Origin of the sequence: Paraburkholderia sp. J11-2, assembly GCF_905220185.1 — a bacterium.
Taxonomy (GTDB): Bacteria; Pseudomonadota; Gammaproteobacteria; order Burkholderiales; family Burkholderiaceae; genus Paraburkholderia.
This window is the reverse complement of sequence record NZ_CAJMYY010000032.1, coordinates 62,990-77,952: the sequence shown is the minus strand read 5'-3', so window position 1 is coordinate 77,952 and position 14,963 is coordinate 62,990. Positions and strand designations below refer to the sequence as shown.

General features: G+C 64.3%; 14 protein-coding genes and 1 pseudogene. 8 read left to right on the top strand and 7 right to left on the bottom strand.

The annotated features are described in order from the left end of the window. Positions 1–112 precede the first annotated feature (112 nt). The 5 genes and pseudogenes from U5A57_RS34110 to U5A57_RS34090 all read left to right on the top strand — a co-directional run. Positions 113–775: pseudogene (locus tag U5A57_RS34110) on the top strand (FadR/GntR family transcriptional regulator); the annotation flags it as partial. A 219-nt stretch (positions 776–994) separates the two neighbouring features. Continuing rightward, positions 995–1,378 (top strand): VOC family protein, encoded by a 384-nt coding sequence (locus U5A57_RS34105; RefSeq protein ID WP_321916068.1) that lies wholly within the window; start codon positions 995–997, stop codon positions 1,376–1,378. Positions 1,379–1,488: 110 nt separating this feature from the next. Further along, complete coding sequence (gene ppk2 / locus U5A57_RS34100; RefSeq protein ID WP_321916089.1) at positions 1,489–2,418, top strand: polyphosphate kinase 2; 930 nt, start codon at positions 1,489–1,491, stop codon at positions 2,416–2,418. Between the two features lie 85 nt (positions 2,419–2,503). Continuing rightward, complete coding sequence (locus U5A57_RS34095) at positions 2,504–2,827, top strand: type II toxin-antitoxin system RelE/ParE family toxin (RefSeq protein ID WP_321916067.1); 324 nt, start codon at positions 2,504–2,506, stop codon at positions 2,825–2,827. 4 nt (positions 2,828–2,831) lie between these two features. Next, on the top strand, positions 2,832–3,101 hold the full coding sequence (locus tag U5A57_RS34090; RefSeq protein WP_415764697.1) for a helix-turn-helix domain-containing protein: 270 nt from the start codon (positions 2,832–2,834) through the stop codon (positions 3,099–3,101). Between the two features lie 69 nt (positions 3,102–3,170). On the opposite strand, the gene U5A57_RS34085 is transcribed toward U5A57_RS34090, so the two are convergent. After that, complete coding sequence (locus U5A57_RS34085) at positions 3,171–4,760, bottom strand: inorganic phosphate transporter (RefSeq protein WP_321916065.1); 1,590 nt, start codon at positions 4,758–4,760, stop codon at positions 3,171–3,173. A gap of 161 nt (positions 4,761–4,921) precedes the next feature. Here U5A57_RS34085 and U5A57_RS34080 point away from each other — a divergent pair, with 161 nt between their 5' ends. Then, positions 4,922–6,547: a sensor domain-containing diguanylate cyclase gene (locus tag U5A57_RS34080; RefSeq protein WP_321916064.1), complete on the top strand. Its 1,626-nt coding sequence runs from the start codon at positions 4,922–4,924 to the stop codon at positions 6,545–6,547. Between the two features lie 44 nt (positions 6,548–6,591). Here the strand turns inward: U5A57_RS34080 and U5A57_RS34075 are convergent, their stop codons facing one another. Next, on the bottom strand, positions 6,592–6,996 hold the full coding sequence (locus U5A57_RS34075) for a helix-turn-helix domain-containing protein (RefSeq protein WP_028202557.1): 405 nt from the start codon (positions 6,994–6,996) through the stop codon (positions 6,592–6,594). Positions 6,997–7,804: 808 nt separating this feature from the next. Here U5A57_RS34075 and U5A57_RS34070 point away from each other — a divergent pair. Both U5A57_RS34070 and U5A57_RS34065 read left to right on the top strand, forming a co-directional pair. Next, positions 7,805–8,203, top strand: a complete 399-nt coding sequence (locus U5A57_RS34070; protein ID WP_321916063.1) for a hypothetical protein — start codon at positions 7,805–7,807, stop codon at positions 8,201–8,203. 62 nt (positions 8,204–8,265) lie between these two features. Further along, entirely contained in the window at positions 8,266–8,874 is a 609-nt protein-coding gene (locus tag U5A57_RS34065) for a hypothetical protein (protein ID WP_321916062.1), read from the top strand. 36 nt (positions 8,875–8,910) lie between these two features. Here the strand turns inward: U5A57_RS34065 and U5A57_RS34060 are convergent, their stop codons facing one another. The 5 genes from U5A57_RS34060 to U5A57_RS34040 all read right to left on the bottom strand — a co-directional run bounded on the left by U5A57_RS34060 (position 8,911) and on the right by U5A57_RS34040 (position 14,764). After that, entirely contained in the window at positions 8,911–9,156 is a 246-nt protein-coding gene (locus tag U5A57_RS34060) for a DUF2964 family protein (protein WP_321916061.1), read from the bottom strand. A 329-nt stretch (positions 9,157–9,485) separates the two neighbouring features. Beyond that, a complete protein-coding gene (gene fliD / locus U5A57_RS34055; protein WP_321916060.1) occupies positions 9,486–10,925 on the bottom strand; it encodes a flagellar filament capping protein FliD in 1,440 nt (479 codons plus the stop codon). Between the two features lie 157 nt (positions 10,926–11,082). Further along, the gene (locus U5A57_RS34050; RefSeq protein WP_321916059.1) at positions 11,083–11,676 is read right to left on the bottom strand and encodes a YigZ family protein; all 594 of its coding nucleotides are present in this window, start codon (positions 11,674–11,676) and stop codon (positions 11,083–11,085) included. A 788-nt stretch (positions 11,677–12,464) separates the two neighbouring features. Next, on the bottom strand, positions 12,465–12,782 hold the full coding sequence (locus U5A57_RS34045; protein WP_321916058.1) for a hypothetical protein: 318 nt from the start codon (positions 12,780–12,782) through the stop codon (positions 12,465–12,467). 311 nt (positions 12,783–13,093) lie between these two features. Further along, the gene (locus U5A57_RS34040; RefSeq protein ID WP_321916057.1) at positions 13,094–14,764 is read right to left on the bottom strand and encodes an acyl-CoA synthetase; all 1,671 of its coding nucleotides are present in this window, start codon (positions 14,762–14,764) and stop codon (positions 13,094–13,096) included. Between the last annotated feature and the right edge of the window lie 199 nt (positions 14,765–14,963).

The following is a 14,963-nucleotide window of genomic DNA, read 5'->3' as shown; positions in this document are numbered from 1 at the left end:
AACTGGTTGGACCACCCGCCGCAAGCGACAACGAGACTCGGGATGGCACGGGGGTGGCACGAGGATGGCAATCAGGGACAGGGCGGGTACGCGCGGGCGTGTGGAAACCGTGATGCGCCGCATGGAGACGGCGCTGCTCGACGGCACGTGGCGCGCAGGAGCGAAGCTGCCCTCCGAGCGGGTGCTCGCGCTGGAGTACGACGTGGCGCGCAACACGGTGCGCGAGGCGATCCAGCGCCTGGCCGCGCGCGGCCTCGTGCAAAGCAGGCCGGGAGCGGGCGTGTTCGTGACCGACCAGCTGCGCACGGGCTTTGCGTCGCCCTGGGGGCAACTCGTGGCCGATCATCCGGCCTTGCGCGAAGACATCCTCGAGTTTCGCCGCGTGCTGGAAGGCGCGACCGCGTATTTTGCGGCGCTGCGCGCGAGCGACGAGGACATCGCGCGCATTCGCGCGCTGCTGCAGGAACTGGAGCGCACGCGCGAAGTGGACGACAAGGCCGCCGAGGCCGACACCGACGCGAAGCTGCACGAAGTGATCGCGCAGGCTTCCCACAACGCGATGTTCCTGCATCTGCACACGAGCGTGCTGGGCGTGCTGCGCGAGCACATCACGATCAACGGCACGGGGCTGCGCGTGCAGAACGAGGACGCGCCGGACCAATTGCTGCTGCAGCATCGAACGCTTTGCGATGCGATCGTCGCGCGGCGTCCCGAGGAGGCGCGCACGGCCATGCAGACGCATATCGACTTCGTGCGCACGCGGGTGGGAGAGGAGATCGGCTGGCCGGAAAGTGGTCCAACCAGTGACGGAGCCGTGCGCACCGCGCAGGCCGGCAAGACGCTGCGCAAGACCACTCGCAAGGCGCCGGGCGGCGCAGAGCAAAAGCCAACGGCTCGCGCACGGCGGGCGAACGCTGCTAAAGTCGACTGATTGGGTCGACGGGCCGCAGTGCGGGTCTCACGCGGTGCCTGGCCACCAGAGCAGGAGGAGCCGATGAACGAGAGTGCCGCGCAAATCGTGGCGTTGAGCGCCGTGACGCTGACCGTCAGCGATATCGCGCGGTCGGTGCCGTTTTACGAGGCGCTCGGCTTCGTGCAGAAAGCCGGAGCCGTAATACCGGGCTTCGCGTCGTTCGAGCTGGGCGGCGGTGCGGCGGGCGTTTGCTATCTGAATCTGCTCGAGGGGCCGCACGGCGCGGTGAACGGCTGGGGGCGCGTGATTCTCTACGTCGCCGACGTGGACGCCTTCTACGCCCGCGCGCTGGCGGCCGGCGCGAAGCCCGAATTCGCACCGCGCGACGCGCCGTGGGGCGAGCGCTATTTCCATCTCGTCGATCCGGACGGCCATGAGTTGAGCTTCGCCCGGCCGCTCCCCTGAGCCGGCCCAATGCATTTGAAATATTCGTGACACTCGCTGCGCCGATAGTGGCGCGAGTTGCCAGCATATCGACCAAGGAGAGAGTCGCCATGAATGAATTCGACCGCACGATGGACGCCGAACAACAGGATGCGCAGCAGCAGGAGGCCGAACGGCACCGCCGCCGCCGTCTGGATGAGGAACTCATCGACGCCTACGACGAAGAGCTCGAAATGGAGGTCGACGACCGGTTGCAGGAAAGCGGCCTGCAGATCAGCGACGAGGCGCGCGCGCTGCGACGCGTCTATTTCCGCGAGCTGATCCGGCTGCAGGGCGAGCTCGTCAAGCTGCAGGACTGGATCGTGAGCACGGGGCACCGGCTCGTCGTGATCTTCGAAGGGCGTGACGCAGCGGGCAAGGGGGGCGTCATCAAGCGCATCACGCAGCGCCTGAACCCGCGCATGTGTCGTGTGGCCGCGCTGCCCGCGCCGAACAACCGCGAGCGCACGCAATGGTATTTCCAGCGCTACGTGCAGCATTTGCCGGCGGGCGGCGAGATGGTGCTGTTCGACCGCAGCTGGTACAACCGCGCGGGCGTGGAGCGCGTGATGAACTTCTGCACCGACGACGAATACGAAGAATTCTTCCGCTCGGTGCCGGAATTCGAAAAGATGCTCGTGAGGAGCGGCATCCAGATCGTCAAGTACTGGTTCTCGATTACCGACGACGAGCAGGAAGTGCGCTTCCAGAGCCGTATCGACGATCCACTCAAGCAGTGGAAGCTCTCGCCGATGGACCTCGAAAGCCGCCGCCGCTGGGAGGCCTATACGCACGTGAAAGAAGTGATGCTGCAGCGCTCGCACATTCCCGAGGCGCCGTGGTGGGTGGTGCAGGGCGTGGACAAGAAGCGCGCGCGCCTGAACTGCATCCACCACTTGCTGAGCCAGGTGCCGTATCACGAGATCGAGCATCCGCAAGTCACGCTGCCGGCGCGCGTGCATCATCCGGATTACATTCGCCAGCCGGTCGCAGAGCAAATGATCATTCCGGAGATTTATTGACGGGTTGCCCGCTTTTGGCCTGATCGAAAGCAAACGCGACGATTTTGGGGTGCCCATGGCGAAGTAACATATTTGTTACTTCGCCATGGGATGCCGGCTCGACTTTTACAGTGAGCGCGTCGAACGCAGCATCTATGCGCTGCCGAAAATGCTCGCGGTGCGCTTCGTGGCGCTTGCCGAGCGCATGGAGCAACACGGTCCGAACCTTGGAGAGCCGCACACCAAAGCGATGGGTGACGGCTTGTTCGAACTCCGCCTCAAAGCGGCGGAAGGTCTTGCAAGGGTGTTCTACTGCGCAATGGTGGATCGTCGTGTCGTGATGCTTCATTGCTATGTGAAGAAGACGCAGCACAAGGAACCGGAAATTGCGTGCAAGCGGCACCAGGAGGTAAAAAGTGGGAACCTTTAGGGAAATGCGCGAGCGAGTCCTCGCTGATCCCGAGGCGCGGGCGGAATACGACCGGTTGAATCGCGAAGAATTTGCGCTGCTCGACCAGATGCTGGCTGCCCGCCATAAAGCAGGATTGAGCCAGGCACAGGTCGCCGAGCGCATGGGTACGAAAGCGCCGGCAATCACACGTCTCGAACGCGCATTGGCATCAGGCGAGCACTCGCCTTCGATCGACACATTGCGCAAATATGCGCAGGCGTGCGGCAAGACGCTGATCATCTCGATCGTCTGAATTCAGGCATTCGATGAAAAAAAGCCGGACTCCCCAAGGGGAGCCCGGCTTTTTCATGTCCGTTCGCACTCAGAACAGGTGCTTGAACACCCAGTAAAGCGCGCCCGCCAGCACGATCGATGCGGGCAGCGTGAGCACCCACGCCATCACGAGGCTGCGCACGGTGTTCCATTGCAGGCCCGAGCCGTTTGCGGCCATCGTGCCCGCCACGCCCGAGGAGAGCACGTGCGTGGTCGAGACCGGCAGGCCGTACACGTCGGCCGCGCCGATCGTCACCATCGCCACGACTTCCGCGCAGCCGCCCTGGCCGTAGCTCAGGTGCTGCTTGCCGATACGCTCGCCCACTGTGACCACGATGCGCTTCCAGCCCACCATCGTGCCGAGACCCAGCGCGATCGCCACGGCCACTTTCACCCACGTCGGGATGAATTTCGTCGCGTGGTCGATCTGGCTGCGGAAGTTGTTGATGGCCTTCGCGTCGTCGGCAGAAAAGGCCACGGCCTTCTGTTTGTCGAGCAGGCGGATCGCTTCGGAAATCACGTACATGTTGTTGCGCACGTTATCGACGACCGATTGCGGCACCGCCGCGAGCGAGCCATAGCCGTGCACCTGGTCGGCCACCTGGTTCGACAGCGCGGCGAGCGCGGGCACCGTCGTGCTCGAGATCGTACGGCTGCCGATGAAGCGCTCGACTTCGGCGCGCGGCACGGCGGGCGCGGCCACGCCGTTCGTGTAGCGTTCGAGCGCGCGCGTGGCGTCGTGTGCGACGGCGATGAAGGTCTGCGTTTGCTCGGCCGTCACGGCGCGGTTCAGCGCGTAGGCGGTGGGCACCGTGCCGATCAGGATCAGCATGATGAGGCCCATGCCCTTCTGGCCGTCGTTGGAGCCGTGCGCGAACGACACGCCCGTGCAGGTGAGAATGAGCAGCGAGCGGATCCAGAACGGCGGCGGCTCCTTGCCCTTCGGCTCGGAGTAGAGCTCGGGCACGCGCACGACCGCCTTCAGGATGAGCAGCAGGAGGCCCGCCAGCAAGAAGCCGACGATCGGCGAAAAGAGCAGCGACTTGCCCACGCCGAGCGCCTGGCTCCAGTCCACGCCGCTCGTGCCGTTGGCGCCGTGCATGAGCTGGTTCATGAGACCCACGCCGATGATCGAGCCGATCAGCGTATGCGAGCTCGACGAAGGCAGGCCGAAGTACCACGTGCCGAGGTTCCAGATGATCGCGGCAATGAGCAGCGCGAACACCATGGCGAAGCCCGCGCTGCTGCCCACCTGCAGGATCAGTTCGACGGGCAGCAGCTGCAGGATGCCGAAGGCCACCGCGCCGGTGGAGGTGAGCACGCCGAGAAAATTCCAGGCGCCCGACCAGATCACCGCGATATTGGGTGAAAGCGAGTGCGTATAGATGACGGTTGCGACCGCATTCGCGGTATCGTGGAAGCCGTTCACGAACTCGAAGCCGAGCGCGATGATCAGCGCGATGCCGAGCAGTACCCAGGGCATCGCCGAGCTTTCGCGCACCGGCGAGAGGTCGTCGGCGAGATGCATCCCCACGTACACGGCGCCGATGGCGATGACAATGAGAAATGCGAGCAGGCTGACATTGCGCCCTCGCGCGGGGGCAGTGCCCGGTTGCGGTGACAGGGAAAATTCTGGCATGGCGGGCGGGCTCCTGGGGGAGGGAGGGGGCAGAGGTTTCGCCTTCGATCCTGAACCGCCCAGGTGTCCGTTTGATGACGGTTTTGTGCCAGCCATGCCCGACGCATGTCCGATGGATCGGCGCCCTGTCCACACGCGCCATCGGTAAGAGGATTGCGTTGATGCAAAAGCGGGTTCTTTCGTTGCGCCTGCGGGTGCGCCGCTGGGCCGTCGTTCGGGCGAAGGCGGCGACACGCCTGATCGGCAACTATCCCTTTTTCGCAGGGTTATCCGGCACGCTCATCGCGACGGCGATGGCGATCCTGACCTACGCGGCGCTCTACGAGGGCCGCGCCGAAGAACTGCGCCACGCGCAGGAGAATTCGCACAATCTCGTGCAACTCATCAGCAACGACATCGCCCGCAACGTCGAGATTTACGACCTGTCGCTGCAGGCCGTGGTCACGGCCGCGCAGCAGGCGCAAACCTGGAATTTGCCCGAGGCGCTGCGCCAGCGCGTGCTGTTCGACCGCGCGACGGCGGCGTCGAGGCTGGGCGGCGCTTATGTGATCGACGCCACGGGCCATGTGAAGGCCGCGCGCAGCAACGCCCTGAATGCTTCGGAAGCCGGCATTTCGTTTGCCGATCGCGATTACTTCATTGCGCAGCAGCGCGACCCGCAAGCTGGCCTGTTCTTTTCGAAGCCGTACCATTCGCGCCTGCGCGGCGGCGTGCTCACCCTCGGCCTCACCCGCCGCATCAATGCGCCCGACGGCTCGTTCGCGGGCGTCGCGCTGCTCGGGGTGCGTCTCGACTACTTTCAGCACCTTCTGGAGCGCATCAATCTGGGGCCGGGCGGTCACCTCTTCATATTGATGCGCGACGGCACGGTGCTCGCGAGTCAGCCGCCGTCGCTGGGCGGCGCCGGATCGAACTATGCGGACCTGCCGAATTTCGCGGTCTTTTCCCGTCGCGGCGCCGGCAGCGATACGCTGCGCTCGGCGCTCGACGGCGTGGAGCGCATCTACACGTTTGCGCACGTAGGCGACTCGCCGTTCATCGTCGTTGTGGCGCCCGCCGTGGACGACGTGCTCGCCGGCTGGAGGCGGCGCAGCTATATCGCGCTGGTGGTGACCACGGTGTTCGGCGGCGCGTGGGTCGCCGTGTCATGGGTGCTTGCGTTCGCGCTGCGCGACAAGGTGGTGGCCGAGGGCGAACTCATGCGCCTGGCGGTTACCGACCCGCTCACGGGTCTTGCGAATCGGCGCGCGCTCGACAGCCGTCTCGCGGCGGAATGGCATCACGCGGTGCGCGAGCGCACGCCGCTTTCCGTGCTGTTCTTCGATATCGACCACTTCAAGCTCTTCAACGACACCTACGGGCACGCCGCCGGCGACGAGGTGCTGGCCTTCGTGGCCGGGCGCATCGCTTCGGGGTCGCGGCGCGCAACCGACCTCGCCGCGCGCTTTGGCGGCGAAGAGTTCGCAGTGGTGCTGCCGGGCACGGCGCTCGACGCCGCAACGCGCGTTGCGGAGAAGATCCGCAAACGCATCGAGTCGGACAATCTCACGCTAAGTGGTACGCACCATGGGTGCGTGACGGTGAGCGCGGGGTGTGCGAGCTGCAATCCGCCGGAGGGCGGCAGCAGCGCGAAGCTGCTGGCCGCCGCCGACCGCCTGCTGTATGAGGCCAAGGAAGCCGGCCGCAACCAGGTCCGGTCGCAGCAATGGACGGGAGAGGGAGCGCAGCCGCTGGTGGATTCCGAGGCCGGAACCCGAGGCCGTGATGCGCCCGCAACCCGGGGCTGAAGCGCGCCGGCATCTCGTGCGGCGCGCGACGCCCTCCATGCCGCTCAGCGCGCGGATTTCGACAGCCGGTGGCCGAGGCCCAGGTTCGAGACGATCTGCCACGTATAGACGCGCGAATAGTGCACGCCGAACTGCCGGCCGATCAACTCGCGCACGCGGCTGTTGGTCCACGCATCGCTCGCGAAGCCATGCTCTCGAGCGGAGCCGTGCAGGGCGCTCGCGATCCAGCCTAGCGCGGCCTGATCGAGCACAGAGGGACGGCCGCCCACGCTCATCTGCTGGAGCGCGGCCAGTCCGCCGTCCTCGACGATGGACTTGTAGCGCCTCACCGTCTGGGCGGAGAGGTGGAGTGAGTCGGCGACGCTATTCACGGTCGCGCCTTCCATCAACATCTGGCCGGCGGCCATTCTTCTCGCGACGCTCGGCAGGTTCTCGGTTCGGGTAAGCATGTGTTCACTCGTCGACGAAAGATTCCGGACACGCGGCATTGCGGATGTGCCGCTCCTGTAACCCTTCCTGCAAGCGGGTCTTGTCGCTTGCCATGAACCCCGGCGCCGGTGCGGTGACGCGAGAGCCATGACGGACGGCGAAATCGACGCCCGGTGAAGGGCGCTTGTTGCGAAACGCCTCGGTGTTCCGCAGCGGATATTAATAATTGTTTTTGTAGGGAATGTGTATAGCTAGCGGAAAAATAGTCTGCTTGACTTGTGGATAATCCTGAACTAATGGGAAAAAACAACCGGTTCGCGTTGCTCAACAATGGGGGCTGGCATTTCGCATTGATCCCGCAATGCGAAGTTTGCTCCCATTGCAGCAAGATAACCTGACTTATTTGCTCAATCATTGAAAAGCAACATTGTGCGCTGTTTTGTATGATTAATTCACCGTTCGGCGGATATTTCGCCGGATCGACTCTATTCAATATGGATTAAATCGCGGGAGTGGTGGCTGGAGATGTTTGTTAGCGTTTCAGGCTGCTGTCCGGTAAAAATCACCGCCGCCCGGCATGAGTGACGATGTCAGCGGGGCAATTTCAGGGAGTGATTTGATTTTTTTGTGCAGAATGTTTTTCGCAAACATTTCGAATCGATTCGAATGCGGATTGGATTCGAATGAACGAATGCAGAATGCCGGATTTGCCGCGCAACGTATCGCGTAGCGAAACGGGTCCCTGAATCCTGTCGGGCCGCCAAATGCGCGCGCTTTTCGTCAAGCGACGCGCGGCATGGGCGGCGGCCCGCTTTCTGGCCGCTGCGGATGAATAAAGAACTCGATGAAAAAGTAGGTCGTTTGTTGCGCCGCGCCGCGAGCCGCCGCTCGCTCGTGCCGTATGGCGCGTTTCACGCCCTGTTCGCGGGCGACGTGCCGTTGCGCGAGCGTTACGAAAAGCTCGAGGCGGCCGCGGCCGCGTTGTGCGAGCCGAGCGAGGCCGACTATGCGTCGCTGCTCTCGACCGATTCGGGCCTGCCCGGGCCGGACTTCTACACGCGCTTCAAGCGCCTGCATGCCGAGCGCTATTACGCGACGCTCGGCGCGGACCGGCACCGGATGCTGCGGCTCGCCGAAAAACGCCAGCTTGCGAACGAGGAACGCGAGCGCGTGTATGCCCACTATCTGCGCTGTGCTGCCGAAGAAGCCTGCATGAACGGCGTGTGATCCGCGCGAGCGGTGCCGCGTCGTTCTCTTGCCATTGACGATCCACGAAAAGGAGTTGCCACATGTCCACGCGCAATCGTTCTTCCGCGCCGCTGCTCGGCGCTGTTCTCGTGTTTGCCCTCGGCGTGTCGACGCCGCTGCTTGCGCAGACGGCATCCGATGCCGCGCCTGAAAGCGCGCCGAACGCCCAGCTGCAGATCGGCGAGGTTCAGACCACGGCCACGGTCGTGAGCATCGACGCGGCCACCAATTCGGTCACGCTGCGCGGTGCGCGGCGCAACCTGGTGACGGTCGCGGTCGATCCCACCATCGGCGACGTGAGCAAGCTCAAGCCGGGCGATCACGTGAATATCCTCTACAAGGAGGCATTGCTGCTGCGCGCCGAAAAGGTGGCGACGAGGGGTATCCGTTCGCGCGTCGATACGGTCGCTACCACGCCCGCTTCCGGTGGCGTGGCGGCCACGGCGCACAGCGTTCAGGTGGTTGCGACGGTGCAGAAGATCGACCGCAAGAGCCGCAAAGTCGCGTTGCGCGGACCGACCCGCACGGTCGTGGTCGTCGCGCCGCCGGACGTGCCGCTCGAATCGATCAAGGTGGGCGACAGCATTCGCGCCGACTATGTGAGCGCGACGGCGGTGCAGGTCACGCGCGACGGCCAGAAACTGCAGTGAGGCAATGACGCGTGGGCGGCGTGCCAGGCAAGGGCGCTAGTCCACGCGATTGCGGTCGCGCACGAGGATCGTGACGTAGATCGCCGTGCAGACGATGATGACGGCCACGCCGGTAATCACCTTCTGGTGGTCGAAGTTGATGAGGCCGACCACCGCGATGGCGATGCCGGCGGCGGAGCCGAGCGTGCCCATCGCGGCCACGAAAATGCGCATCTTGCTCCAGACGCGATGGCGCCGCTCGGGACCTGCGCCTTCCATAAATCGATGCAGTCGATCAAACATGGCGGCTCTTCCGGGTTGGGTAGAAGTCGGTCATGCGGGCACGATTGAATGAGCGGCCCTGACCAGTTCACGCACAGTTCAAGTATAGCCAGCCCATTATTACGCGTTCTTTCATTTGCCTGCACGCTATCGCGCCGTAACCCCGATCGCTTTTTGCGCAGGTTTAAGTTTGGCTTAATTTTCGCTCGCGATGATGGAGCCGTCGGGTCGATTTGATAGTTCGATTCGCGGTTGTTCTTCACGTCCCCTGTTGGCCGCCGATTCGTTCGGCGGCCTTTTTTTTGCCTGCCCTCGACGTTTGCTAGCGTCGAGCCGCGCGCATTCAAGCCTTATTTGTGATTGGTCGCGAGCGCGCCCGCGCTGTTCGCGCCGCCGAAAAGCTGCGTCAGATATTGCTGGTTGTTGTTCATGATCGACATGAGGTTATTGAGCGCGGTGAACTGGCTGTTGAATTTCGCAGTGAGCTGGGTGGCGCGCGCCTCGAGCAACGACGACTGCTTCTTGATGTCGTCGAGTTCCTTGTTGATGGCAGTGCTGCGCCGCTCGATGATGCCGCTCGATTGCACGTAGGGCGTGATGGCGCTGCTCAGTTTCGCGGTCATGCCGCTGCTGCCAAACAGCGCTGCAATCGCGCGATTGCCCGGTTGCAGCGCATTCTTGAACGTATCGTCGTCGATCTCCAGCTTCCCGCTCTTGTCGAGCTTGATGCCGATCTCGCCCAGCGAGTGGGTTACGCCGTCGTTGCCCTTCACGCCCGCCGATACGGCGGCCGGCAAACTCGACGCGAGCGTGCGCGCGATCGAGTCGCCGAGCAGCGCGCCCGCTTGTGCGCTGCTCGTACCGGTGGCGGCCGTGTAGGAGGTCAGCCCGTTCAGGGCGTCCACGTAGCTGTTGTACGCCTTCACGAAGTCGCGGATGGACGTGCCTGTCGCTTCGGTGTCGGGGGCGATGGTGAGCGTTTGCTTCGTGCCCACCGAAGCGCTTTCGAGCTTGATCGTGATGTCGCTCACCACGCCCTCGAGCGTGTTGCTCGCGCTCGTGACGCGCGTACCGTCTATGTGCAGTTCTGCGTCGCCGGCTGGCTCGACTTCGCGCATCTGCGAGGAAGCGAGGCGCGTATCGACGCCCGTGCCCGCCTGCACGTCGATCGCGTTGGCCGCGCCGGTTTTGTTCGCGCTCAGCACGAGGTGCTGACCGTCGGCGCCATTGACGATCGACGCCGTGACGCCGGGGTTGTCCTTCGCCCGGTTGATCGCCGCGGCGACATCGGTGAGCTTGTTGCTGCCCGCGGCGATCGTCAGATGCATGGACTTGCCGCCCATCGAAATGTCGAGGCTGCCCTCGCCGAGCGTCTCGCCCGTGGCGAAGCTATCCGAGGTGAGCTTGTGCGCGCTCGCCAGGTGATCGACCTCGACCGTGAAGCTGCTCGCCACCGCGCTCTTGCCGGCAACCGCGCTCAACCCTTTGTCCTTTTCGCTCGTCGTGACCGTGAAGCGTTGCAGCGCGGCGCCGTCCTTGAACGGCTCGAGTGCGCTCTGGAGCGAAGCGAGCGCCGACTTCAGCGTGCCGAGCGCTGAGAGCGTCGTGTTGCTGGCCGTTTGCTTCGCGCTGAGGATGGCGCTTGGGCCCGCGATCTTCGCGTTGACGAGCGCCTTGACGAGCTGGTTGACGTCGAGCGTGGAGTTGGTCGCGCCGCTGATGATCGACTGGGCGGCGTCGCTCAGCGCGCTGTTCGCGCTGGCGGTGGTGTTCGTGATCGTGCTTGCCATGAAAGAAGTCCGTTCGTTCCGGTGCGTCGAGTCGACGGAGCGCGCGAATGCGCGGCCATGCTTTCATTACGGCAAGCTTTCATGAAACTTAATGAAAGATTTGAAAAGAATTTGAAAAGTTCTGCCCCGCCCTCGCGGCGGCGGCCGGGCGCCCGCCTCAGACGTGCTCGGGGAAGCCCGAGCGGCCTTGCGTGAGATCGGTGAGCGTGCTGCGCGCGGCGTCCACGGCGGTGGCGGGCAGCTGGATCGTGAGGCGCACGGTCATGGCGTATTGGCTTTCCACGAGCGTGAACTGCTCCTGGTCGATCCAGTGACGCACGCGGGTTTCGTCGGGGTAGCCGAGTTCGACCGTGAGGCGCGCCTGCGCAATGCGCTCGACGCGCGCGGCCCCCTGCAGGGCGGTGGCGATGGCGTCGGTATAGGCGCGCACGAGGCCGCCCGCGCCGAGCTTCACGCCGCCGTAGTAGCGCACCACGGCCGCGAGCACGCCGTCCAGGTCGTGATGGCGCAGCACTTCGAGAATCGGGCGCCCGGCGGTGCCGGAGGGCTCGCCGTCGTCGGACATGCCGGACTGGCCGCCCGCGAGCAGGGCCCAGCAAACGTGCGTGGCAGTGGGATGTTCGTCGCGCAGACGGCGGATTTCAGCCATGGCCGCTTCACGGTCGGCCACGGGAATGGCGTGCGCGATGAAGCGGCTCTTGCGGATCTCGAGTTCCGCGGTGACGGGATGGGCGAGGGTGAAAGTCGGCACAGGCGGGTTGGCACGGCAGGCGAAACCACCATGTTAGCCGATGCGCACCGACCGGATTTCGACGTCCGGCCCCATATCTTGCCAGTTTGTGTAATGGATCTTTGCGCGGGATGCTAGTGACGCCCTGGCTTTCAGGCCGGATAATGCTCGGCATGACGGATCTAGCTCTGGCTGGAGCGAAGCCGAACTCCTCATTCGGTGATCCGTCATAGTCCTTTCTCTCGCGGCGCCGTTGCGGCCGACGCGAATCCCCAAGCGCACAGAAGCCAAAAAAATCCCCGGTCGGACTGAGTCACGACCGGGGGTCACAAGGCTCGCCTGTTCTCAAGAGGCAATCCCACATTACGTCCGCAAAATTGCGTCCGCAATCGGAAAAAAAACCTGGTGCGCTTCGCGTTCGGCGCGCGCTAGTGTTCTCACGGGTGCCAAAAAAAATCCCGGCCATCGCTGGCCGGGCAATGAGAATACACCGTGCGCTCCGGGGAACGAAACGCCCGACAACGTTACTAGCGGGCCGTGCGACCGGCAACACTTTCGCATTACCTTCAATTACTGACGTATGCCTTTCGGGTGGCGCCCGGCGCCCGGCGCGGCGGGCTGGAATGGCCGTGTGGCGGGCATTGTCGGAAAATTATTTCGCATGCCGAATGATATTTGCGCCTGAGTGCGCACATGGCTGAGTAAGGTGCTGAAATGCGCCGAGGCCGATCTCCCCTCGGGAAGACCGGCCTCGGTGTGCCACCTCCGGCGCCGCCAGGGAAGGCGGCCCGTCGATCAGGCGTACGTTATCAGTAACGCGGCGGGGGCGGCGGACGATGGTCGCCGTCACGATAGTGCGGGGGGCCCGGATCGTGCGGATGATGGTGCATCCACTCGTCGTGCGCCCAGTAACGGTGGCCGTCCCAATAACGGTCATCGTGCCAGCCGATCGAGACATGCGCGTCCACCGGCATCATGTGCGGTTGGCCGTATTGCGGCGTCGATTCGGCACGCAGCCCATACGGTGCGGATTGAGCGAAGGCGCTCGATGCGCCCATCAATGCGCCGCCGGCGATCAGTGCTGCGGCGATGGCGCGGGCGGGGGTCTTCCAGCTCTTGGTATTCATGAGTTACCTCCTCTTTGGTTGCGTCGTCAGTCACGCGGCATCGGGATGCCTTTGTGTTGCGACCACGGATCAAAGCTTATCGGCCCGAAGCGGAGGAAAACGTGACACCTTGTAAGCTTTCGTTTCATACGATTCTTCATGCCCGAAGGGCCGTTTTGACAGTTGGCCCTTGATGCAAAAAGGATTAAGCGCCACGCCTGACAATCGCAAACAGGTCCCGCACGGTCGCGTTGTCAACTGGCGTTACATTCGGGCGGCGCGCGCCGCCCGAATGCGTCACCTGTACCGGCCGGCGGGTGCCGGTGTCGTTTTTACCGAGGTGTTTTCGGCGCGTCTTGCGTGCCGGCCAGATCGATGGCGCTTTGCGAACCTAGTTGCGCGCGCAACTCATATTTCTGGATCTTGCCCGTGGCCGTGCGCGGCAGTTCGCCAAAGCGCACGGCGCGCGGCACCTTGAAGTGCGCGAGAAAGAGCCGGCAGTGCGCGATGATTTCCTCGGCCGTGACGCTCGCGCCAGGCCGCAATTCGACGAACGCGCAAGGCACTTCTCCCCACTTCGGGTCGGGCATCGCCACGACGGCGGCGAGCGCGACGGCAGGGTGGCGATACAGCGTGTCTTCGACTTCGATGCTCGAGATGTTCTCGCCACCCGAGATGATGATGTCCTTGCTGCGGTCGGTAATGCGCACGTAGCCGTCGGGCGTCATCACGCCGAGGTCGCCCGTATGGAACCAGCCGCCGCGGAACGCCTCTTCGGTCGCGCGCTCGTTCTTCAAATAGCCCTTCATGCAGATGTTGCCGCGGAACATGATCTCGCCGAGCGTTTCGCCGTCGGCGGGCACGGGCTCCATCGTCTGCGCATTGCGCACGCTCACGCCGCTTTGCAGGTGATAGCGCACGCCCTGGCGGGCGGCGAGGCGCGCCTGTTCCTCTTCGGGCAGCGTCTGCCAGCGCTCCTGCACCGCGCACACGGCAGCGGGACCGTACACCTCGGTCAGACCGTACACATGCGTAAGCTCGATGCCGATCGCCTTCATCTTCGCGATCACGGCCGGTGGGGGCGGCGCGCCGGCGACCATCGTGCGCACGGTGTGCGCGATGCCATCGCGATACTCGGCGGGGGCGTCGGCAAGCGCGCCCTGCACGATGGGCGCGCCGCAATAGTGCGTGACGCGCTCGCTGCGAATGAGGTCGAACACGAGCTTCGCGTCGAACTTGCGCAGGCATACGTTGACGCCCGCGCGCGCGGCGACGGTCCACGCGAAGCACCAGCCGTTGCAGTGAAAGAGCGGCAGCGTCCAGAGGTACACGGCGTGCTTGGGCATGTCCCATTCGAGGATGTTGCTCACCGCGTTGAGGTACGCGCCGCGATGGTGATAGACCACGCCCTTGGGGTCGCCCGTCGTGCCCGAGGTGTAGTTCAGCGCAATCGCGTCCCATTCGTTGCTCGGCGTCACCCAGGCGTACTCGGGATCGCCCTGTTCGAGGAACGCTTCGTAGTCGGTCGCGCGCGGGAAGAACTCGGGGTCGGCGGGCGCGATGTCGGCCACGCTGATGATCTTGAGGTTCGGAAATTCGAGCGCCGCACGTTGCGCGAGCGCCGCGAATTCGGTATCGACGATCAGCGCTTTCGCTTCGCCATGGCGCAGCATGAACAGCATGGTTGCGACATCGAGCCGCGTGTTGAGCGTATTGAGCACCGCACCGAGCATGGGCACGCCGAAATGCGCCTCGACCATTGCGGGGATATTGGGCAGCAGCGCCGCCACCGTGTCGCCGCGGCCGATGCCCGCCCGCGCGAGCGCGCTCGCGAGCCGCCGCGTGCGCGCATACGTTTCGCGCCAGGTGCGGCGGACGTCGCCATGGACCACGGCGAGGCGCTCGCCATAGACTTCGGCCGCGCGGGCGATGAAATCGATTGGCGTGAGCGGCACATAGTTGGCTTCGCGTTGTGCGAGCCCTTCTTCGTACGGGTGCAACATGGCGGTGTCTCCGGTGTCGATCGCCGATGCCGGCTCGAAAGCCGTGCCGCGGCGTGTCGCAGGTTTGTAGGTATGATTCGCGCTACCGTAGCAGGGCCGCGCACGCCAGTCTGTCGCCGGCGCGACAGAGCGGGTCGCGAGAGCGCTGCAACTCACGATCCGCTCGACAATATCGACCCAAAGATTGACCTAACTCCAG

Excerpts from the sequence above, each read along its gene's own strand:
- U5A57_RS34095 (WP_321916067.1), top strand. The coding sequence starts at position 2,504 with ATGGGATGCCGGCTCGACTTTTACAGTGAGCGCGTCGAACGCAGCATC.
- U5A57_RS34070 (WP_321916063.1), top strand. The coding sequence starts at position 7,805 with ATGAATAAAGAACTCGATGAAAAAGTAGGTCGTTTGTTGCGCCGCGCC.
- U5A57_RS34090 (WP_415764697.1), top strand. The coding sequence starts at position 2,832 with ATGCGCGAGCGAGTCCTCGCTGATCCCGAGGCGCGGGCGGAATACGAC.
- U5A57_RS34080 (WP_321916064.1), top strand. The coding sequence starts at position 4,922 with ATGCAAAAGCGGGTTCTTTCGTTGCGCCTGCGGGTGCGCCGCTGGGCC.
- U5A57_RS34040 (WP_321916057.1), bottom strand. The coding sequence starts at position 14,764 with ATGTTGCACCCGTACGAAGAAGGGCTCGCACAACGCGAAGCCAACTAT.
- ppk2 (WP_321916089.1), top strand. The coding sequence starts at position 1,489 with ATGGACGCCGAACAACAGGATGCGCAGCAGCAGGAGGCCGAACGGCAC.
- U5A57_RS34060 (WP_321916061.1), bottom strand. The coding sequence starts at position 9,156 with ATGTTTGATCGACTGCATCGATTTATGGAAGGCGCAGGTCCCGAGCGG.
- U5A57_RS34105 (WP_321916068.1), top strand. The coding sequence starts at position 995 with ATGAACGAGAGTGCCGCGCAAATCGTGGCGTTGAGCGCCGTGACGCTG.
- fliD (WP_321916060.1), bottom strand. The coding sequence starts at position 10,925 with ATGGCAAGCACGATCACGAACACCACCGCCAGCGCGAACAGCGCGCTG.
- U5A57_RS34085 (WP_321916065.1), bottom strand. The coding sequence starts at position 4,760 with ATGCCAGAATTTTCCCTGTCACCGCAACCGGGCACTGCCCCCGCGCGA.
- U5A57_RS34045 (WP_321916058.1), bottom strand. The coding sequence starts at position 12,782 with ATGAATACCAAGAGCTGGAAGACCCCCGCCCGCGCCATCGCCGCAGCA.
- U5A57_RS34065 (WP_321916062.1), top strand. The coding sequence starts at position 8,266 with ATGTCCACGCGCAATCGTTCTTCCGCGCCGCTGCTCGGCGCTGTTCTC.
- U5A57_RS34075 (WP_028202557.1), bottom strand. The coding sequence starts at position 6,996 with ATGCTTACCCGAACCGAGAACCTGCCGAGCGTCGCGAGAAGAATGGCC.